Below are 20,806 nucleotides of genomic sequence, written 5' to 3' on the forward strand. Positions count from 1 at the left end.
AACTTACTTTGTAAGGACGAAAGTCCGGATGTCCCTTGAAAACTGCATACTCATTCTTCAGGTACATTCCTGTTTGGTCGAGCCTTCGACTGCACGCCATGAAGCCCATCGGGGCGATAGCGGTTTCGCAGAAGCAAATGCCGGATTGCAACCGGCGGCGGTGTTAAAGCCAGACAGGGACAATGATACTTCCGTAATTCGCGGTCCGGCCATAAGGAAGGCGGGATGGTTAAATTCCAATGGAGCAGTGAAGCACACTGCCGCCTGTGAGAAATCCTACATCTCTGGGGTGATAAGAAAAAGTACAGAGAAACCATATTTTCAGAAAGCGCTGCCGGGTGCTGTATCAGCATGATACCTGGCAGGCTTTATCCATATCAGTGTATGGAGATTGGAGACAACAGCATATGAAAGAAAACTGGGTTTATCGGCGAGGTGATTTATATCTCGCCAATCTCGGTGTTCCGGTCGGATCAAAGCAGGGCGGTGTTCGTCCTGTTGTGGTTCTTCAGAATGATGTCGGCAATTATTATGCGCCGACGATCACGATTGCTCCGCTGACATCGAAAATTGAGAAGAAGCGAAAACAGCCAACGCATTTCTTTCTCCGTAAAGCAAAGGGACTGGCAAAACCGTCTATGGTATTGGCAGAACAGCTCGACACCTGCGACAAGATATGCGTGATTCGCTATCTTGGGCGGGTAAGTAAGGGGCAGATGCGTGGGATTGATGAAGCTGTAAGGATTCAACTTGGATATTACATTCCGGAACAAGCAGAGAAAAAAAGGCAGGGCAAATGCCGAAAGGATGGCGAAGAAGGCGATGGATAAACTGATTACAAGGAAAGAAGCAGCCAGTATACTGGGAATCAGCGTAAAAACACTGGATGCTGCAAGAACAGACGGTTTGATCTCCTATGTTCAGTATGTGGAAAACGGCTGCGTTTATTTCACGGAAGTGGGGATTCAGGAGTACATTGCAAAATGTACGCACCGTGCAAAACCGATGGAACGTGCTGCGACATATCGCAAACCTCGAAGCTTTCGGCGGTGAAAATCGACATCGTTGAGTATGGACGATGAATCCGCAATAATGAAAGCATCAACAGGATTGGAGGTAATGATATGGCGGCAAGAAGAATGATGCTTCCCGATTATGGTACGGTGAGTATGAAGGGAACGCAATATTATCGAACCCGTGTAACAGATCAGCAGGGACGGCGGGTTTCCTTATATGCAAGAACGAGAGAGGAACTGTACCAGAAGGAACAGGAAGCGATCCAGCAGATTGAGAACAAGACGTATCGCCGCAGTACACCTACAGTGGAGGAGTATTGCGAGAAATGGCTGCTGATGCAGTCGGCACAGATCAGGATGACAACGCTGATTGACTATACATCGAAAGTGAAGAACTACATCATCAAGCCATTGGGCGATATGCATATGGGAGATGTAACAGCAGATGACATTCGCCTGGCACTGTTGGAGGCATCGAAAAAGTCGGCATCCGTGTACAAATCAGTGAACGTTCTATATAAGTGTATTTTCACGGCAGCAATGGAGAGTAAGATCATTGATGAGAATCCGACCATCTATCTGAAGAAGAATGTGGGCGGGATTCCCCAGAAGGACCGCCTCCCGCTTACGGATGAGCAGGTGGATAAGCTGCTGGATGCCATTTACGGCTTACCGCCGTATGTGTTCGTGATGCTGGGGCTGTACGCAGGATTGCGGAGAGAAGAAATCCTCGGACTTCAATGGGATTCGGTGTATCTTGATTGCGAGGCTCCGTACCTTACCGTTCGGAGAGCCTGGCATACGGAGCATAATCGTCCGGTGATTCTGACAGAGCTGAAAACAAAGGCAGCGCATCGGAATGTCCCTCTGCCGGACAATCTTCTGGAATGTCTGAAAGAGGCGAAGAAGACATCGACATCGGATTTTGTGGTTGCAAACCGGGATGGAGACCCGTTGTCCTATACGCAGTTCAAGAGATTATGGCAGTATATCGTAACCCGTACCACTAAGGAACGCTGCTATTACCGCTATGAAGATGGCAAGAGGGTGAAGCATACGGTGAAGCCGGTTCTGGGGGAAAAGGCAGCACATAATGGAAATGTGGTTTACAGTCTGGACTTTGAGGTGACTCCGCATCAGCTGCGGCACACCTACATTACGAATCTGATTCATGCTTCGGTTGATCCGAAGACGGTTCAGTATCTTGCCGGTCATGAAAGCAGCAAGATCACCATGGATATTTACGCCAAGGTGAAATATAATCGCCCAGAGCAGCTCGCAGGAGTGCTGGAAGATGCTTTTGCATCGTGGGATTAAGAGTAAATCAGAAAGAAATTAGGGCAGGGATGGTCAAAAATCCCTGCCCTTTTTACATACATTCGACATCCTTGAAGGAAGTGCTGTACGCCATGATAATAAAAGTGACAACACGCAATGTATGAAGATAGATAGGAGGAGAACACATGGCTAAAGGGAAAAAACGTCCTGCTGAACTTCCGGAATACGGAACAGTGATGATGAAAGGGGTACAGTATTACCGCACCCGGATTACAGATGCAGACGGAAAGAGAGTGGCGATTTATGGGCTGACACGCGAAGAATTGTATGACCGGGTGGAAGATGCCCAGAAGAAAATCGCGGAAGTGGTTTTCCATAGAGAGAATCCGACCGTGGAAGAGTACTGTGAAAAATGGTTGCTGATGCGGTCTGGAACGGTAAGAACTAATACGTTGGAAGGATACGCACGGATGGTGAATCGGTACATCGTGGGTCCGATTGGAGAGATGTATATGGACGAGGTGACCACAGATGACCTGCGGCTGCTGATGGTTCCGTTATCAAAAGGTTCTTCCGGAATGTATGGTCAGCTCAATATGCTGATTAAGAACATTTTTAATTCAGCAGAAGAGAGCAAGGTGATTAAAGAGAATCCATCCAAAACGATTTGCGCAAGAGGCGGAAAGCCAGCGAAACGGCGCGAGGCTTTGACGGATGAACAGACTGCCATTTTGCTGGATAGCATTCGTGAGCTTCCACCGTATGTCTTCGTGATGATCGGTTTGTACGCGGGATTGCGTAGAGAAGAGATCCTTGGATTAAAATGGGACTGCGTATTCCTGGATGAAAAAACGCCGTACATTTCGGTAAGGCGTGCATGGCATGTGGAAGGCGGTGAGCCGGTAGTCAACACGCTATTGAAGACACCGGCAGCAAAACGAGATGTTCCGATTCCAAAATGCCTGGTAGCCTGTCTCAAGGAAGAAAGGGAAAAATCAGAATCGGAATATGTGATCTCGAATTCGAAGGGAACTGTTTTGACGGAAACACAGTTTGTGAGAGTCTGGAAGTACATAACAGTCCGTTCTACTGCAGAACGCTGTTATTACACTTATGTAAATGGACAGTCCATCAAGCATAGAATAAAGCCAAGGCTTGGTGAGCATCAGCCGAATAATCCCAAACTGGTGTATACGATGGACTTCAAGGTGACTCCGCACATGCTGCGGCACACCTACATCACCAATCTGATTTACAAAGGTGTTGATCCTAAGACGGTGCAGTATCTGGCAGGCCATGAGAACAGCAAAACGACTATGGACATCTATGCGAAAGTCAAGTATAATAAACCTGAGGAATTAAGCAGCGTTGTGAATGCTGCATTCGGGCTGCGTTAAACTTCACCAAAAATTTCGCGATTTCGTGGGTTTACCTATGGGTTTACTGAGAGAGGAAAGCCCGAAAAACCGCATGAATACTGGTCTTTTTGGATCAAGGTCAGGTGAGTACGGCCTGAAAGCCGCCCGTCGTGCTCCCCAGTTCTCCAAGCGCTGATTTTGTTATCAGTTACCCCGGAAAACTTCGGTTTTCCGGGGTTTTCTTATGTCAAAAGTTACGATACCTAAATCTAAGGGGTCTATTTTTTCAAAAAGCACACCACAATATATTGTGGTGCGTAACCTTTTATAGCACAATTTTTGAGGTTAAATTTGCGGTGGGAAGCCTTTTTTTGAGGGTTTGAGGTTAAATTTGCGGTGGGAAGCCTTTTTTTGAGGGTTTGAGGTTAAATTTGCGGTGGGAAAACCGCCCAGAAATTGGTATCCGCACATCTAATCACGACTCTTTTTTCTTCATCCTGCGTTCTATGGATAATGAGCAATGGTTTGTTCTTCGCTCTGAATCTCGAATGATCGTCCCCCATCTGAAAACAGAATTTGAGCGCAGAAAAAGGGCCGTTGCAGAATTTGGCATTCTGCAACGGCCCACTCCATTAAAAAATCAGTTTTGCCTTCTTAGGCTTCCTCGCATACTTCTCTCGCGGCTCACTCTCAATCCGCTCCCAGTATTGTTCAATGTGTTTTCTGGTAAACTGAACCTTACCGCCTGGGCAGGACTGATAGTATCCGATTTTCTTGTTCTCACGCATTTTATCCAAGGTAGTTAGCGATACTCCAAGAATGGCTGCCGTCTCTCTTCGGTTAAACAGTTCCATCGTAATTTGCTCCTTCAAAAAAATGGATTTGTGGGCAAATGCCCCTTCACTATAAATGGAGAAAAAGGTGGGGCAAATGAAACCCCCTAATGGCAAATAAGTTCAAATTAGTTTTCTTCGGGACGGTTACAATCAGGGAGTTTGAAGAATACTCTTACTCCAGGATGGGGGCCGCTCAGGAGTTCATCAACTACAATAACGCCAACCCCGCAATCAACTTCAAAGGAAGCCGCGTTATCTGGTGTGTCGTTGGCTGTATTGTCCTCGTTTCTCAACGAGAACCGCTTTCTGCCGGCGAACCGCTCCCGGAGGTGAAAAATCTGTAATTCAAGCTCCGCAATTATTTGCTCTGCTTCTCTTTCCGTGTACTCATACGATGCTGGCTCAGCGCAATTCCCGAGTTTCTTTAGATCCTTGATGATGCCCGTCATTCTCTTTTCGACAATACGCCGAAATCGCTCGTGTTTGACTTCATTCATGCCAGGGTTCCTCCCATTCCACAATATCTGAGGCTTTGGTAGATTCCTCATTACAGGCCCCGTTTTCGCTTGTTCCTGCGCTCTCCCTGTCCATTTCCGGAGTGGGGATGGCTGTTATCGGGAACACATCATAATTGCCCTCAGCAGCGCTGGAAAGGCCACAGGAGGCCAAGAAACGCTCTTGTGCCTCCGGTGTCAGGTCAGAAAAGTAGATTTCAAACATTTTCTTTGCCCTCCTGCATTGCGCGGTCGATGTCGCTCTCAGCAAACTTCAGAACCATGAGTTCCTTTTTGGAGAAGCCTAGTTCCACTAATCTCTCAACAACCCGATATCCATGGCCGCCTTCATCATTGACTTTTTCATCAATGAGTATGTTCAGCAATTCCATCGTCCGATCCGGGTCAATTTGCTCCCATTTCCCCTTGCAGCACAAAAACGCTGATACGAGTTCATCTACCTGAACTTCGACAGTTTCCGACTCCATCGTTTCCGCAAAGCTATCCTCCGACAACTCAAAATACGGATGATCGACCTGCGGATCAAAGGTATCAAACCGTTTCTCCGGCAGGCCCACCAGATGGGGGATAAAGTATTCTCCTTCATCCAAACATTCCAGGATAACAGCGATTTGTTCAGCGGAAATAGTTCCTTGGACAACGCACTCATTGTGGACTTTGTAGTTATCAGCGTCACGATATAAATAGTTGATTTTCGTATTCATTCCATCAATTCCTTTCACGCTCGTTCATAAGTTACCTCGGTCAATAGACCAGCTTCATCATATCTGCGTAACTCCACCCAGTTATGATGTGTCTCTTCCATGATCAAGAAGCCTATTCCTTTCTGGCGCATAATCACAAGATCACCGCTGGTGTAGAGCCCGCTTGGGAAGCTTAATATATCTTTCACAGTCATATCAGTCGTCATCTCCGCAAAAAGGTCGCCGTTGCTCATGAAGTGCAACAGCGACCTTACTGATTTTATGATGCCCTTGCCTCCTTGAAAGAGAGCAGCAGGTCATCAATCCCTTTGTATTTTTCATCCCAGGCAATTGGTGTCATCTCAAATCCGGCATCGCTGCCTTCCTGTAATACCCGCTGTCGTGCATTCCGCACATTTTCATTGATCAGGGCATCCATGTCGAAAGCGACAATGATCCGGTTGATATGAACGGTGGCCAATTCCTTGAGCAGTCTACGGAACTGATTGATATTGCCCACTCCAGTTAGGCCAATAAAGCATCTGGGTTGGCCAAGTGCATTCGATAGATACTGAGCAATATCTGCCTTCATGACACCTTCAGTTAGATAGACCGCATCAGAATCATGTGGGCCTGCGAAATGTGGACAGCAGGAAGCGGTTGTCCCGTAATACTTATCAACACTGGTGAGATTGTTAAATTTGGACTTGTAGGGCCGATCCAGGCGGATCTGAATGGCCTCAATCTCTCCGAGCATATTCCGATCTGGGATCATAATACCCGAAGCCCGAATATCCAATTTCCAACTGCCAGTCTCGCGATCACGGTAGAAACCTGGAACACCTTCCAATTCGCATCCGCGCTCCAGAAGCTCCGCAACTATGCGCCCCGACCGCACCGCAGGTGTGGTTCGATATTGCCGATACCACGGCCACCATTTGCCAGATTACCTAAGGCACGCTCTTCGAGCTTGCCCATGGCAATATCACTCAGGGTTAGTTCAATCCTCTTTTCAGTCATCAGGTTCTTGATGATCTTATTTACTTGAGCCTTGAGGATTTCCTTGGCAACCTCAGGTCGGATAAAGTCAAACACAACGATGTTTTCGCCAATTCTGTTGAGGATTTCCGGTCGGCCCAACTCAAGCTTAAAATAGTCCTCGATAGCCTGACGAACCCGCTTCTGGACTTCTTCGTACTTCATGTCGATGGTGACATTGGGCTCGCGCTCTCCATAAGCATTCCGCGTAAAAATGCCAAGGTTGCTGGTAAAGATAATAATGCATTCAGAGAAGTATACCGTATTGCCCTGGCCATCAGTCATGCGTCCATCTTCAAGGATTTGCAAAAACTTATCAAAGATAGAGGGATGCGCCTTTTCAATCTCATCGAAAAGAAGAATCGAGAAAGGATTCTCTTTAATGGCATTTGTCAGTTGGCCACCAGATTCATAGCCAACATATCCGGGAGGAGCTCCGAGTAGTTTCTGATCGCTGTGGCTCTGGCTATATTCGCTCATATCAAAGCGAATGCAACAGCTCTCGTCTCCAAACAGCTTTTCGGCCAATGTTTTTGCTGTCTCAGTCTTACCGGTACCGGTCGGGCCGGCAAAGAATAAGATACCTTTTGGTTTCGCATGGGAAGAACTCTGAAGGCCGGCCATTCCCGTCACGGCTCTTTTTACGACATCGAGAGTTTTGACCAAGGCGAAATCCTGCCCTTTGACTCTCTGACGGAAATCGTCCAGAGCAGTTTTAATTTCGTTCGGATCAAGGGTATCCCAAGGGTTCTCTTTGATGCCATAACGATAAAGATCCACAACAGAGGACATATTCCGGATATGGGTCTTTTCATTCTTACACAGTCTGCGAAGACCATTGATTTCGGTGAAGCTGAAGCCCTCCGTCAAACCAACAAACTTATCCTGAACCTTGTCCAGTTCGTCGGGATGCTCGTTGTAGTATACGATATCCTCGTCATATATGTCTGCAGAAAAGAAGCTGGCAAAGTTTTCGCCTTTGATCAGGGCTTCTCGCTCCTCCTTAGAGGGTGTACCTATCGTAATAGTCTTTACATTTGGGTTGTCCAGATAGAACCATGCGGGGATGTCGTTCACCTTGTTTACGATCATCACCACAATATTCTTCAAAACACCATTTTCAGTTCTCACATCTTTTCCTTCCATGGAGGCAAGGAGCAGATTTGTAAAGCTATCCACTTCAGCCTGATCAATATTATCCGGAGAAGTAATATAGCGGGATGCCAAATTCATGATAATAGCTGTGGGTTCCTGATTCTGACCAACAGCTGCCCTAACGATGGAAGTGGCAGAGTTTGACTTTCCCTTGAAATCGCTGCGCACAGCATTTCCATCGGTTCGTGTGTTTGTGATTCTCGCAAAGGATTCGACATGGCAAGGCTCGCAGGTATTATAAAAGCCCTGCATACTGTCAAAGAATACAATCGTCTTATAGCCGAGATCCGTAAAGTAATAATGCAGGTACTCGGGCAAGCGGAGGATGCTTCCTTTGGAGATACTCCCTTCTGTTGGATACTGATAGACATCCAAAACATTGCCTTCAACCAAGATCAACGGCTTGATTCTGGTAAAAATACCAAGTTCTCTATGCCATTTGGCGATGTAGTCTGCCATGCCATTTCCTCCTAAAATGACTTGTGATGGATACCGACCGAAACTATACCATCCGTAGTCGTAAAATTCTGGATCTGATTAGAACTATTTGTAATGTAATCGTTATACTTACTTTCGAACTGATTCATCAAAATATGGATGCGCTGATTAGAAGATCCCCGCAAGCGAGAGTTATCATTGAGTTCCTCTACATACTCTCCATCAATGAGTACGGCAATGGATTTCAGCAGAGTTTTCACGCTGGGGTCAGTGCTGGATTTCAATTCTTCGATACTGAATCCTGTATACACCAAAACATCGGTTGAAATGTCACAGAGGTTCGTTATCAATTCCAGTAGCTCACCAGCCTGTAACATAGGTTCTCCACCAGAGATCGTGAAGCCATCAACCTGATGTTTGTCAGAGATGGAGTGTATCAGCTCAATTAGTCGAGATACGGGGATTTCATATTCAGGCTTTTGTTCCCAAAGCTCCGGATTGCTGCATCCGGGACATGCTCTGCTGCAGCCAACCATCCAAATTCCAATTCGATTCCCCGGTCCGAGCACATTTACTGGGTAGAGAATTCGTGCAACATTCATGATTGACTCCGGAAGATGAGATAGGCTGCCTGATCCTGTCTGACTTCATCAATGACCTTCCCGCCCAATCCAATTTCATCTCCGTCGTTGAGGGGCGTTGGAGTACCGTCTTCAATAGCAGTGTTATTGACAAAAGTCTTGTTGGTTTTACTTAGGTTCTCAATGAAAACTTTGCCAGCAACGATAGTCAGCTTTGCCTGCTGCCTACTTACATAGGATTTCAGGCACAGGTTCTCGGACAGCCCTGACTCACGACCAAGAATCACCACTGGTTCATCGAAGGTTCCTGAATAGCTGCCGTCAATTGCTTCAAGCGAATATGTAAAACTCTTTGTCTTCGGTGCCGCATGTTTTGTTGGGAGAATATCTGAAATATCCTCTCCGCAAGACTGGCACTTTCTGGCTTGGGGAGGATTCATTTCACCGCAATCGCAAACACGGAACAATGCCTCTGCGCAATCGGTGCCAGTAGTCTTTTCCTGTGTAGCAGAAGCTGCCTGCACAGCCGTTGCATCCACAATCTTGATGCCAGTAAGATCGGTTTCACATTTCCGGCACTCCAGCAAGTTAGGAGCATTATGCTCTCCACATGCCGGACAGATTTTATACTTCTCCAGAGCCATCAATCATTCCTCCGCAAAACCTTTTTCTCGGCAGCCTTCGTTTTCTTCTTGTGTGCAACACTAATTTCGGAGAACTGCTTGTCGGTAGAAATAGTATAGTCGTTCACATTTATGATCGCAGCGTAATCGGCAGATGGGGGCGACATTGCGATGCGATTACCAAGGACAATTCCTTTGGCACGAAGACGCTTTTCAAACTCCGCAAATTCGCCACAGAAGGCTTCCATGTCTTCCGTAAGAACCTGCGTTTCCTCCGTGGTGGGAAGGCGATCTTCACGAGAGAGGCCCCCCAGCTCCATAGCAATCTGGCCATCGGAGGAATAGGTCACATTAACCGCGGTTCCTTCATCAAAAGCATACAGTTCATTGTGGAACTGCTTGCCATTCCTCTTCTTAACATCGCGGGTTCCGATCAGATCATAACCCATATCGGCCATAACTTGGTCAACGCACTCGCTGATATACTGCTGCTCATGCTGTTTGATCACAATCAACTCCATGGCCTCGATTTCCTGTTTCAAAACAGCACTTGCTTCGGCAGAATACGAAAATGCTGTAGGTACCTTCTCCAGCATTGCGCACAGCGCTTGGTACCATGCGCCCCCTTGACGAGCGCGGCGCATGGGCGGCAAAGTCCCAAAAGGAATATGACCTTGATGAAAACGGCGAGCGTATCCGCTTGCCAAGCGGCAGATACAAGACGCACAAAGTTGACCTGACCGGCTGGAACGACAAGGGCAACGCCCTCTTGTGGCGTAAGGCATGGGCGGATATTTCAAACGCCTACCTTGAACGAGCCGGAAGCCCGGAGCGTATCGACCACCGCAGCAACGCCGAGCGCGGCATTGGCGAGATACCCACCGTCCACATGGGCGTGGCGGCTTGCCAGATGGAGAAGAAAGGTATAGCTCTCAGGCGCCTAAGTGATCTGATTTGTATGGAGCACATGCTTTCAGTAATCAAGCCTAGACCATATGAAGAAAGGGAGAAAAGGACAGATTATCCGAGGCAGGTACCGCACCGAGATGTCTTATGCATGGCTATTGATGAGGCACTGAAGCAGAGACCAAAGGATTTTGATGAGTTGATCAAAATTCTGATTTCATTGGGATACGAGTATAAGGATGGAAAGCAACCTGCAGTTCGCGCGGAAGGTCAAAAACGATATATACGGTTCCGGTCATTGGGGGAAGGATACACAAAAGAAGATCTGGAAGCGATACTGGCTGGGTTAAAAACTCATGAGGAAAAAAGCTATAGCAGACAGCCGCATAACAGGAAGCCGAAGATGTCTCTTCTTATTGATATAGAAGCAAAACTTCAGGAAGGAAAGGGCGCTGGATATGAGCGATGGGCTAAGGTATTTAACCTGAAGCAGATGGCCAATGCCATGAATTTTATCCAAGCACACAATATCAGGAGTTTACAGGAACTGGATGATTTTGTGAACAATACCGTCGCTACTAATGACGGTATTCTGACTTCTATAAAAGCTGATGAGGAACGCCTGCAGGAGATAGCAGTTCTGAAGAAACATATTCTGAATTATTCAAAAGCAAAGGATACCTTTGCAGCCTATAAGGCATCCGGATACAGTAAGAGATTTTATGAAGAGCACCGAGATGTACTTACGCTCCGTAAAGCTGCCAAGCAAGCCTTTGATGAATATCGGGAAAAGCATGGAGAAGATGTTCCGATTCCAAGGGTAAAGGATCTGAATGCAGAATATGCTGAGATTCTTGCCAGGAAAAAGAAGAATTATACGGAGTATAGGAGAGAAAAATCTCAGATGCAGGAATATCTGATGGCTCAGAAAATTGTAGAGACCATGCTGCACGATGACAGAAATCGCCAGGCAGATCAGCAAAGAGAGGAACAGGAAAAATCAAAGAAACAGAGATAGAAAATGGTGTCAGGCGGTACCTTTACGGTACTTCCCGACACCGTTCTTTTTTTATGTCTGTGTGTACATATAAGCGTCCGTTTACGGATGCGCAGCCCAGAGACTTGTCTCTGTTCTTATGGGGATTGGGGAAGGCTCCCCAACAAGCATTTCGCACCGGGTATGACCGGAGCACTGCTTGCAGCAGATAGATTTGCTTGCATTTTATTAGCAAGTTTGTTATTATTATATATTATTTAATGTATCCTGAATAATAGAAAAAGCCTTATGTTTCAAGCCATAGAAGCCCATCCGTGGTATAATAGGTGCAAGGAAAATCGCAGGAATCAAGTAAAAACCTTGCACTTGGAGGACAGCTATGTATCGTTACAGCAACGGACAGATCAGCCTGGCAGATTTCAAGCAGCCAGTCGGCATGAATCTGAAAGAGAGTAACCGGTGGGTGAAAAAAGCACAGACGATCCCCTGGCTGGAGATTGAGAAGCGGTACGCCGCTCTGTTTACCAACCGCAAAGGCAACGTAGCCAAACCGCTGCGTCTGGCTCTGGGCGCCTGTATCATTCAGGCGGAGTATGGTTTCTCAGATGAAGAAACTGCCCTTATGATCCAAGAGAACCCGTACCTGCAGTACTTCTGTGGGTATCCCGGCTATGATGATGAAAAGCTGCCCTTTGACCCATCTCTGATGGTGTACTTCCGTAAGCGGTTGACGCCGGAAGTGTTGGGTGAGATCAATGAGATGATCGTGCGGGACGCAAAGGAGCGTCAGGAAAAAGAGGCCAAATCCAGGGATGACGATGATGACTCTGGCAATCATCCAGGAACAGGCGGAAACCGCGGCACCATGATTGTGGACGCCACCTGTGCACCGTCCAATATCCGTTACCCCCAGGACGTTTCTCTGCTCAATGAGACCAGGGAGAATGCCGAGGCGCTTCTGGATGTTCTCCATGATCCCGCGGATGGGAAGAAGCCACGCACTTACCGCAAGCGTGCCCGGAAGGATTACCTGAAATACACAAGATGTCGCAAGCATACCGCCAAGATGACCCGCAAAGCAATCGGAAAGCAGCTGACTTATCTCCGGCGTGACCTCGATGCCATAGATGGCAAACTGCCCCTTGGAAAAACCTTGACCACACGGCAGATGGAACGTCTGGATACGATCCGCACCATCTATGAGCAGCAGAAGTACATGTATGATAACCACACCCACCATGTGAATGACCGGATCGTCAGTGTGAGCCAGCCCTTCGTTCGTCCCATTGTACGGGGAAAAGCAGGCAAGCCGGTGGAGTTTGGTGCGAAGTTGGACATCAGTGTTGTAGATGGATGGACACGGTTGGAATGCTGCTCCTTTGATGCCTACAATGAAGCTGGAAATCTGCAGGAGATGGCGGAACGGTTCCGGGAGCGGGAAGGGCATTATCCAAGCCGCATTCTGGCAGACAAGATCTACCGAAACCGTGAGAATCTCAGTTATTGCAAGGAACACGGAATCCGGCTATCCGGTCCGGCACTGGGACGTCCTAAGAAGGGCGAAACCAGAGACAAGGCTCAGGATTACCGGGATGAGTGCGAGCGTGTGGAAGTAGAGCGCAGATTCAGCCTGGCGAAGCGCAAATGCGGCATGGGACTGGTCACCGCTAAACTGCGGGAAACAGCTGCCCATGTGATTGCTATGTCCGTTCTGGTGCTGAATCTCCGCAAGATTCAGTGCGCCTTTTGGGAGCTGCTTACATATCTGCTGGCTATTTTCATGCCCGTGGAAAAATGGGCTATTGTTCAGTAGACATTATTTAGAGAATGGGTATTTATATATCTTTATATATATCGGTACTATTTGAAAAATGTGAGGAGGATTATATATGGGAGATTTAAAAAATACTGTCCTAACAAAAGAACAAGTGCTAAATGATCCATATGGATATACATATAATGAAATTCTTCAGGTTCTTGGAGAAAACACTTCCAAATCATTAATGGCAGATTTGTATAGAAAAAAAGCAAAGAATGCTCACTATACGATTAAGGTAAAAGACTATTATAATGGAAAAGATACTACTAAATATGCGTTTGAGATGGAAGACGGTTATTGCATAGAAACCGTGTGCATTAAGCGTAGAACGGGAACTACCATTTGCATTAGTACTATGGTTGGTTGCCCAGTCGGTTGTATATTTTGTGCATCAGGAAAAAATGGATTCATTCGAAATCTTACACCATCAGAAATAGTGCAACAAGTTGTTATGGTCAAAGAAAAAATCAATAGAATTGTATTCATGGGTATGGGAGAGCCATTGTTTAATTACAAGAATGTGATTCAAGCTATCCATGTGTTACGTGATCGTAATGGACTGAACTTCCCGACAGATGGAATCACTATTTCGACAGTTGGTCCAATTCCTCAACTTAAAAAGTTAAGAGAAGAACATCTAAAGATTCAATTAACACTTTCCCTGCATGCAACGAATCAGAGAACAAGGGACATGGTTATGCCTCATATGAAGGGATTTGATATAAATGAGATTGTTGAGTCTGTTTTGTCTTATTCGGATCGTCATAATCGAAAGATTACAATCGCATATTTGCTCATGCCGGGCATTAATGATAAACCGTCAGATGTGAGGCAATTGGCAAAATGGTTTAGCGGAAAAAATGTTCTGATTAATGTACTTCAGTATAATGAAACTGAATGCCCTGCAATTAAAAGACCTAATAAGCAACAGTTAGTTGTGTTTAAAAATAAATTAGAAGAGGCGGGGCTTGTTGTTAAACTTAGAGAATCACGAGGAAACAATATAAAGGCTGCTTGTGGTCAGTTGGTTAGTAAGTTTAATAGAAGTACGGGAAAAGATGGCAATTCAAAGAGTGTAAAAAACAGTTCAGAAAGGATAGTATCAAAGAGAACAGACACTGTAGCTTTTATAGATAAATCAAGCGAAAAAGGAAGAACTAAGCGTAAAAAGAATAAATAAGTTCTTGTTGAACTGGTGTTTGTATATTGGGCAAACACCAGTTCTTTTCAAATGATATTCAGAGTTGGTTTGTTTGTAAGGATAAAGTATACATAGGAGACAGCGTTTGGCGTTGAATTACAACATATAAACAAAAAGTACGATGGGGTTTGGTTATGATAGCAGATATGCATGTGCACTCAACCTTTTCTCCGGACGGCATTTCCACAATGGAGGAACAGTGCATTGCCGCACTGGAAAAAGGAGAAAGAATAATATATCACTTACAAGCGGAGGATTCTTAATAATAACTGAGCTCTTTAGCGCTATTATCAAAGAAATAATCTGAACCATTGAGTGCTTATATCCATCAATATTCAATGTTCCATCATGAATATTTGTGTTTTCAACTTTAAGTGACACACTTTTTGGCACACCAAGAAAATATTGTTTGCTTAAAAGTTCTAATTCCATATTTTTACCATAAATAATATTGATGCATATGATAATGAACCAATATTACTTCCCACAGATATGTCATTCTTTCAAACCACATGAAAAATCTTACTGCTTATGAGCAAGGCACAAACTGGGGGCTTTGCATCGCAAACAGGGATTCCCATTTCAAGGTTCTCGGCACTCACCATTGTAACGGACGAACCGCAATAATCTTACTGCACCTTCTTGATGACGAGCGGTGGAAACTGTTTGAAAAAGCACATCTTTCCTTGGAAGAAGATATTCGTAATAAAGCTATCTATAGCTTTGAAACTAAGATCCAACTTCCGCCAATACCTGAGCTTACAACCAATGACTGGTTGAAACGATGCGAATTCCCTTTGGGGGTAGATAATAACGGAGAGCCTTGGCCTCTGTAAGCAATACGAAAACATGTGATGGAGATGCTTCAATGGTCAAAGCCGAAGTCAAACAAAGGTCCTGTATTTTTACCGGGTATTGAGACATACCTGAAGCAGATCGGGCAAGAATTTCCCGACCCACAAGGGGAAAAATATTGATCTCATCAGGAATCACGGTGTTCGGTACTTCGGAGTATTGAAATAGCTAAAGATCTCCGCTCTTATCTCTCGGCAAAAATTTATTATCATACCAGACAGAATCCTGATTATGAATCCTCCTTTTACACTCATTCTTCAGAGTTCAAAGATTCACCTTATGGATGCATGCATAATCGTGCGACAGGTCGCAAGGAAACCTCGCATTGTTTGAGGTTAAATTTGCGGTGGGAAACACTTTTGAACTCTGAAACCGTTGCGCCGCAATGGATACGAGTTTGCGGACCCGCGCAGTACGGCCTCAAAGCCGCTCGTCGCGCTCCCCAGTTCAGCAAGCGCTAAACTTTTTCAAAAGTGGTCAAAAACCCCGGAAAACCTTGGCCTAACAGTGATAAGGAACTAAATCACTTATCAGCTGTTAGCTGACGGTTTTCGGGTGCATATGAAACTCCCGTCTGATTCCATAGAGGAATTGGACGGGAGTTTTTATTGTTAAGAAACCCAATATCGGAGTTTCAACAGTTTCAAATGATGCTAAAAAAGCTCTTAACTTAGAATCAGGATAATTTCCGTTTTAAGGCAGGTTAAAACATCGGCTATGCAAATTGGCATCAATATTCTTATGCAAATTTGCATAAGAATATTGACATTTGAAAAATAATGCGATAATATATAGTCGAAAAATCCAAAAGGAGGACTTTTTATGGACTTAAAATCTTTCCGAGAGGACAAGCTTAAAATAAAAACTCAGTCTGCCTTTGCAGAATTGATTGGTGTTGAACAATCCAGTATCTCCCGCTGGGAAAAAGATCCCGATAGTATTCCGTTCCAGATTATCCAGCGGATTCTCGAAAAAACTGGTGCTTCTTACGAAGAACTTACAGGTTGGAAAAAGCCGATTCCTGATCCGCTCAATGTAGAGGACACATGGAAAAAAGCGGATTTTACTAAGTACACACTGAGCGAATATATCGCCAATGCACTTGAGCAAATTGAGTTGCCCGAAGAAGATAGAAAGGCATACATCGATGATTTAAGCGCCGGTATCAATGCCAGCCTTATCAAACCAAAAGTTGCAATTGTTGGCCGCTCTGATACTGGTAAAAGCACATTGATCAACGCTTTGCTCGGAGTTGACAAGATGCCCACTTCTTGGACACCGACAACCTCAATCGCTGTTTACATTAAGCATATATCTGATCGTCCTACTTTTATTGAAGAAGATGCATGGGTATTTACTAATCATCTTGGCAACGAGAACATGTGGAATGAGCGCCAACTCTACGATGAGGAGTATTGTCGCTCTTGGAAAATTGCAGCGGGCGGAGTTGAGATACTTCGATCTTTTGGCACTCGTCAGGGTGAAAACTATGACAAAGAGGCGGGGGCTGCAGTTATCTTCCTTGATGCGCCAGTTCTAAAGACCTGCGATATCGTTGATCTGCCCGGTTTTGGAACTGAAACAGAAAGTGACGATAACATCACGTTTGCTGCAGCACAGAAGTCCGATATAATTATTTATCTGTCTCAGGCAAACGGCTTTATGAGAATTGAGGATATTACATATCTCAAGCGCAATATCAGTGAATTGCCAGTGTGGGAGGATAAGAGTAGCAATACGCTCAGTCCTCTGTGCAACCTATTTATCGTCGCATCCCAGGCTCATACGGTTAACAACGGCAACCGTACTCAACTGGCAGAGATACTCGATGTTGGCTGTAAAAATCTACTCAAAACGCTCCCGAATGGATATTGGGCTGAGAGGGAAAAAGCATCTAACCATGTGTATGTTAATGATGGGTATGCTGAACTTCGTGCACGGTTCTTCGCTTATACCACCGATATTCCTGATATTTGCAAGCCGTTTAATGAGAAGCTTACGGAAATTCTCGAAGTTCTTCCCACAATTATTAACGAAAGAACAAAATCTTTTGTCAGAAGCTATGTGGCTTCTCGCAAGCCCAATCTCATTGATGAGATTCAAAAATACGAAGGGATTGTTGCCGAAAGAGATAAATATGAGTCGTTACTAAGAGAAATTGAAAGCAATGAACTTTCGAGAGTTCGTGATAATGATGCGCGAAAGACAAATGTCCGTGCTGAAATTTCCCGCCTGCAAGTGGGCTCTATTGACGAATTTAGTTCGTACGTTTCTAGCGTCATCAATGTTGATGCTCTGGTTAAGCTAATGCGTGAGAAGGGCATAAAAAACAAGAAAGATGATGTTGAACTCTTCGGAAGTTCTCTCCAAAGTATGTTGCAGGCTGAGTGTGAGTCTATATTGAAATCAAAGTCTGAGACGCTTTCAAAAACAGCAAAAGACTATATTGCCGCTTTTTCTGAGAGCATAGCAAAGCCGTTTGAAGATAACAGCATCAACGTTGATTTTGATGCAGGCTGGGCCTTTGCGTCTGCATTGTCTGCACTAGGGATGATCGGCGGCTTTGGCACATTCCTTGCAAGTACGGTTTCTGGAGTACTTCTGTTTGCAGGTGCAGGTTTCGGTATAGGTACATCCATTTGGGCTGGTGTAATAACTTCTTCAATTTTTGGACCAATAGGAATCGCAGTTGGGCTTCTTATTGCCGGTGGCTTGGGCATTGCAAAGCTTTTCGGCGGAGGATGGGAAAAGAGTGTTGCAAAGAAAATTGTAGCAGCAGTCGAAGAAAATAATATTCCCACCAAATACAGAGAAGGAATTACTCAGTACTGGGCGCAGACAGAATCTGCATTCGAACAAGCTGCGGCAAAACTGGACGAAGATTGGAATGCATATGTTATGAATCTGAGACAGATGATCAACAGCTATAATATCAACGAAATCCAGCACAGGATTGTTGCACTTAAGTTTTTATCAGATTTTTTCGACAATATCCCGTTGTAAAATACTGGTTTATGAACCTTTACAATTGGGATACAATTGAAGGAGGTTAACTAAATGTTGGCGCTTTTTAACAGCTATAAAGACGCAGGAAGAATATCAGAGGCTTTGATGGTTGGGCGAAATGCGTTCAACCGCAATCCTGATAGTTCCGAAATTTTTGATGCATACTTTGCTTACCTGTGCACCCTCGCAGAAACGCTTCCCTCATTTGCGGATAGGTCTCATTTCGCTGAGCAGGCAGGGGTGGCTTTGGCATTCTATACCGAAAATGCTATTCTTACCGAAACGGTCGTTTCCGATATTGCAGCCTACCAGTCTCGTCTTGACACTATCTGTGCCGAAATTTCCAATGTCCAGCAAGCAAAGGCTGACAGAGAAAACGAGGAAATTGAGCGCCATAATTCCGAGTGTCTCAAGAAACTCTATGCTCTTAAGGACAAATTGCAGGCGGTTTCTGCTCAGGCAGATTTTGATGCCATTTTAGCACAAATTGGGCAGGTTGATGCTGAGATTGACAAAGATAGCTTTACTCGTGAACAGAGCGATGCTTACGATGCGCTCACCAAAGATCATACCGAACTTATTAGTTCCAAAATGCGTGAGCTGGAATATAAAAAGAATGTCGCTTATAACAAGCAGGCTGCTGAATCCTTTGCGAAGGCATTTAGCCAGTTCCGTAACAACGAGGGAAAATATAAGAACCAAACCCAATTGTTTTCGCTGGTGTCTACAACGCTGTTCTCTTATGATGCATCCCGCCTATTTAACGAAACGCTGATTTACTACAATCATGTTTATTCCTACATCTTCAGCAAGTTGGATGACGATGGAAAGCTTGCGCTTACCCGATTTTCTATCGAGTGCGAGCGGAAATTGAGGTGAGCATATGCTTACGGCAATAAAGAACAACCGAAGTCTTTCTTTCTACCAACAACCAACCATTTCACATCAGAGTAAAATCTCAACATCTTATACAGGTGGTATCGGTTCCGTTGCTCTTTCTAATACTTCCTTTCAAACTGCAGCAACAACAACCGGCTTTAATCGTCAATTGAATGAGTTCCTCAATGCATTAAATGCAGAACGTGAACGGCTTGCCGAAAAAGTTGCCCAAGGTTTAGCACGGGATCCATCATACACTGGTGCCAGAAATGACGGTGTATCATTGGCATGGGACTACGAGGCTGCTGATATTAAGATGGGCGGTAGCGGCTCTGAGAATTGGACTACTGCTGAGCAGCAAGAGATTTTAGAAAATCGTCCAGACATAGTTAACAAGCCAAAAAAAGTTGGCGGAAAAACTATCAATCCTAAGGTTGGCGTCCGTGGTTCGGAAGGGCATCATCAAAAAAATGTTGCAGACCACCCCGAACAGCAAGCAGACCCAGATAACATTAAGTTTTATAGAACCAAACAGCAACATAAAGAGGAGGGGCACGGAGGAAATTGGCAAAACGAGAGCAATAAACCAGGCACCAACAAAAACAAGATGCTTGAGAAAACTAATTCCAAACGTGTTTTCAAGAACGAGCTTCGTGGTTTAGGTATAGCCGTTGCAATCGGTGCGGGACTGGGCATAACTGTCGGATTTGTTACTACCTTGGCTCAGTCGGGCGTTACTCCTGATTCTCTCAAATTAGCACTTGCAGAAGGTGCTAAAGGTGGTTTGGAGTCTGGATTTTTGGCTGGTGTTGGATACGGAATTGGGCGAACCATCGGTGAAGTAGCGTCAAAAGCGGCTGCAGGTGTTCTCGAAAATATTGGTATAACAATCACCGATAATATTTCGAAAATGATCAACATGGGTGTTGTTGGTGCGTTGACTGTTGTTGTGTTCTCTGCATATCAGTTTATCAAACTTAAGCGGAATAATGTTGCAACTAAGGATGCGTTAATTCAAGTTGGTAAGCAAGCGCTATTCTCCTTGTCGCTTTTAGCTGTTTCGATAGCGGCGCAAGGTATTTGGGGTGGCGCAGCTGGAATCATCGTATCGGTGAGTGTTGGTATCATCATGATCACATATTCTGTTGCCGATTCCATACATCAGCGTCACTTTGCAGAAGAGATTCGAGTATATACGATAGAAAAATGTTGCCCATCGTTTATTGTGTGAGGAGGACATATGGAATTTTCAAAGTTTGTTGAGAAAGCCATTCTATACGATAAGCGAAATACTTTTTCTAAATACAACGGAGATTTGGATGGGATTCCAGACGTGCTAAAGGATTTATATCGTGAGAGCAATCCGATTGACGTGGAATTCAATAACATTCGATTTTTCCCAGTCGAGGAGCTTAGTGATTTACAAGAGGAGTATTCGTATTTGAATGCGCAATTTGTTTTTGCAACCTGCAATGGAGATCCAATTTTCTTACATGATGGATGTGTTTACACTGCTCCACATGGTGTAAAGGAACCAAAGTGGGAACTGCTGTCCAAAACTGTAGAGGCATATTTCACAGAGCTATAAAACCACGAAAAAGCCCCGGCTGTTCACTCAAAAA

General features: G+C 45.0%; 20 protein-coding genes. 10 read left to right on the forward strand and 10 right to left on the reverse strand.

Features of this window, described 5'->3' with window-relative positions; translation table 11 throughout:
• Nucleotides 1-407 precede the first annotated feature (407 nt).
• From ACTQ3V_RS02290 to ACTQ3V_RS02300, 3 genes are all read left to right on the forward strand, one after another.
• Nucleotides 408-830 carry a type II toxin-antitoxin system PemK/MazF family toxin gene (locus ACTQ3V_RS02290; RefSeq protein WP_002576364.1) on the forward strand — a complete coding sequence of 141 codons (423 nt, stop codon included), beginning with the start codon at nucleotides 408-410 and terminating at the stop codon, nucleotides 828-830.
• 294 nt (nucleotides 831-1,124) lie between these two features.
• Nucleotides 1,125-2,333 (forward strand): tyrosine-type recombinase/integrase, encoded by a 1,209-nt coding sequence (locus ACTQ3V_RS02295; RefSeq protein WP_441466079.1) that lies wholly within the window; start codon nucleotides 1,125-1,127, stop codon nucleotides 2,331-2,333.
• 146 nt (nucleotides 2,334-2,479) lie between these two features.
• Entirely contained in the window at nucleotides 2,480-3,691 is a 1,212-nt protein-coding gene (locus ACTQ3V_RS02300; protein WP_441466080.1) for a tyrosine-type recombinase/integrase, read from the forward strand.
• A 593-nt stretch (nucleotides 3,692-4,284) separates the two neighbouring features.
• Here ACTQ3V_RS02300 and ACTQ3V_RS02305 read toward each other — a convergent pair.
• The 10 genes from ACTQ3V_RS02305 to ACTQ3V_RS02350 form a co-directional block, all read right to left on the reverse strand.
• Nucleotides 4,285-4,506: a helix-turn-helix domain-containing protein gene (locus tag ACTQ3V_RS02305; RefSeq protein WP_298024254.1), complete on the reverse strand. Its 222-nt coding sequence runs from the start codon at nucleotides 4,504-4,506 to the stop codon at nucleotides 4,285-4,287.
• Nucleotides 4,507-4,613: 107 nt separating this feature from the next.
• Nucleotides 4,614-4,985, reverse strand: coding sequence for a hypothetical protein (locus ACTQ3V_RS02310; RefSeq protein WP_298024256.1), 372 nt, complete (start codon nucleotides 4,983-4,985; stop codon nucleotides 4,614-4,616).
• Entirely contained in the window at nucleotides 4,978-5,208 is a 231-nt protein-coding gene (locus tag ACTQ3V_RS02315) for a hypothetical protein (RefSeq protein ID WP_302633640.1), read from the reverse strand. Before ACTQ3V_RS02315 ends, ACTQ3V_RS02310 begins: the two co-directional genes overlap by 8 nt.
• The gene (locus tag ACTQ3V_RS02320) at nucleotides 5,201-5,707 is read right to left on the reverse strand and encodes a hypothetical protein (RefSeq protein ID WP_298024260.1); all 507 of its coding nucleotides are present in this window, start codon (nucleotides 5,705-5,707) and stop codon (nucleotides 5,201-5,203) included. The genes ACTQ3V_RS02315 and ACTQ3V_RS02320 overlap by 8 nt, the downstream gene beginning before the upstream one ends.
• Nucleotides 5,708-5,721: 14 nt before the next feature.
• On the reverse strand, nucleotides 5,722-5,901 hold the full coding sequence (locus ACTQ3V_RS02325) for a hypothetical protein (protein ID WP_441466081.1): 180 nt from the start codon (nucleotides 5,899-5,901) through the stop codon (nucleotides 5,722-5,724).
• Between the two features lie 65 nt (nucleotides 5,902-5,966).
• Nucleotides 5,967-6,536: a DUF3854 domain-containing protein gene (locus ACTQ3V_RS02330; RefSeq protein WP_441466082.1), complete on the reverse strand. Its 570-nt coding sequence runs from the start codon at nucleotides 6,534-6,536 to the stop codon at nucleotides 5,967-5,969.
• A gap of 29 nt (nucleotides 6,537-6,565) precedes the next feature.
• Entirely contained in the window at nucleotides 6,566-8,338 is a 1,773-nt protein-coding gene (locus ACTQ3V_RS02335; protein WP_441466083.1) for an AAA family ATPase, read from the reverse strand.
• 11 nt (nucleotides 8,339-8,349) lie between these two features.
• Nucleotides 8,350-8,919 (reverse strand): 4Fe-4S single cluster domain-containing protein, encoded by a 570-nt coding sequence (locus ACTQ3V_RS02340; protein ID WP_441466084.1) that lies wholly within the window; start codon nucleotides 8,917-8,919, stop codon nucleotides 8,350-8,352.
• Complete coding sequence (locus ACTQ3V_RS02345; protein WP_441466085.1) at nucleotides 8,916-9,542, reverse strand: FHA domain-containing protein; 627 nt, start codon at nucleotides 9,540-9,542, stop codon at nucleotides 8,916-8,918. Before ACTQ3V_RS02345 ends, ACTQ3V_RS02340 begins: the two co-directional genes overlap by 4 nt.
• Nucleotides 9,542-10,117: a hypothetical protein gene (locus ACTQ3V_RS02350; RefSeq protein ID WP_441466086.1), complete on the reverse strand. Its 576-nt coding sequence runs from the start codon at nucleotides 10,115-10,117 to the stop codon at nucleotides 9,542-9,544. Before ACTQ3V_RS02350 ends, ACTQ3V_RS02345 begins: the two co-directional genes overlap by 1 nt.
• On the opposite strand from ACTQ3V_RS02350, the gene ACTQ3V_RS02355 reads away from it, so the two are divergent.
• The 7 genes from ACTQ3V_RS02355 (at nucleotide 10,117) to ACTQ3V_RS02385 (ending at nucleotide 20,772) form a co-directional block, all read left to right on the forward strand.
• On the forward strand, nucleotides 10,117-11,445 hold the full coding sequence (locus tag ACTQ3V_RS02355) for a MobA/MobL family protein (RefSeq protein ID WP_441466087.1): 1,329 nt from the start codon (nucleotides 10,117-10,119) through the stop codon (nucleotides 11,443-11,445). The two genes, ACTQ3V_RS02350 and ACTQ3V_RS02355, sit on opposite strands and share 1 nt — an antisense overlap.
• A 358-nt stretch (nucleotides 11,446-11,803) precedes the next feature.
• On the forward strand, nucleotides 11,804-13,237 hold the full coding sequence (locus ACTQ3V_RS02360) for an IS5 family transposase (protein WP_441466088.1): 1,434 nt from the start codon (nucleotides 11,804-11,806) through the stop codon (nucleotides 13,235-13,237).
• Nucleotides 13,238-13,313: 76 nt separating this feature from the next.
• The gene (gene rlmN / locus ACTQ3V_RS02365; RefSeq protein ID WP_441466089.1) at nucleotides 13,314-14,423 is read left to right on the forward strand and encodes a 23S rRNA (adenine(2503)-C(2))-methyltransferase RlmN; all 1,110 of its coding nucleotides are present in this window, start codon (nucleotides 13,314-13,316) and stop codon (nucleotides 14,421-14,423) included.
• Between the two features lie 1,698 nt (nucleotides 14,424-16,121).
• Complete coding sequence (locus ACTQ3V_RS02370) at nucleotides 16,122-18,302, forward strand: dynamin family protein (RefSeq protein WP_441466090.1); 2,181 nt, start codon at nucleotides 16,122-16,124, stop codon at nucleotides 18,300-18,302.
• A gap of 54 nt (nucleotides 18,303-18,356) precedes the next feature.
• Nucleotides 18,357-19,184, forward strand: coding sequence for a hypothetical protein (locus ACTQ3V_RS02375; RefSeq protein WP_349232041.1), 828 nt, complete (start codon nucleotides 18,357-18,359; stop codon nucleotides 19,182-19,184).
• A gap of 4 nt (nucleotides 19,185-19,188) precedes the next feature.
• A complete protein-coding gene (locus ACTQ3V_RS02380) occupies nucleotides 19,189-20,415 on the forward strand; it encodes a hypothetical protein (RefSeq protein ID WP_349232042.1) in 1,227 nt (408 codons plus the stop codon).
• Nucleotides 20,416-20,424: 9 nt separating this feature from the next.
• Nucleotides 20,425-20,772, forward strand: a complete 348-nt coding sequence (locus tag ACTQ3V_RS02385; RefSeq protein ID WP_441466091.1) for a hypothetical protein — start codon at nucleotides 20,425-20,427, stop codon at nucleotides 20,770-20,772.
• The last annotated feature ends 34 nt before the right edge of the window (nucleotides 20,773-20,806 follow it).

Source organism: Candidatus Agathobaculum pullicola (genome assembly GCF_052117205.1).
Taxonomy (GTDB): domain Bacteria; phylum Bacillota; class Clostridia; order Oscillospirales; family Butyricicoccaceae; genus Agathobaculum; species Agathobaculum pullicola.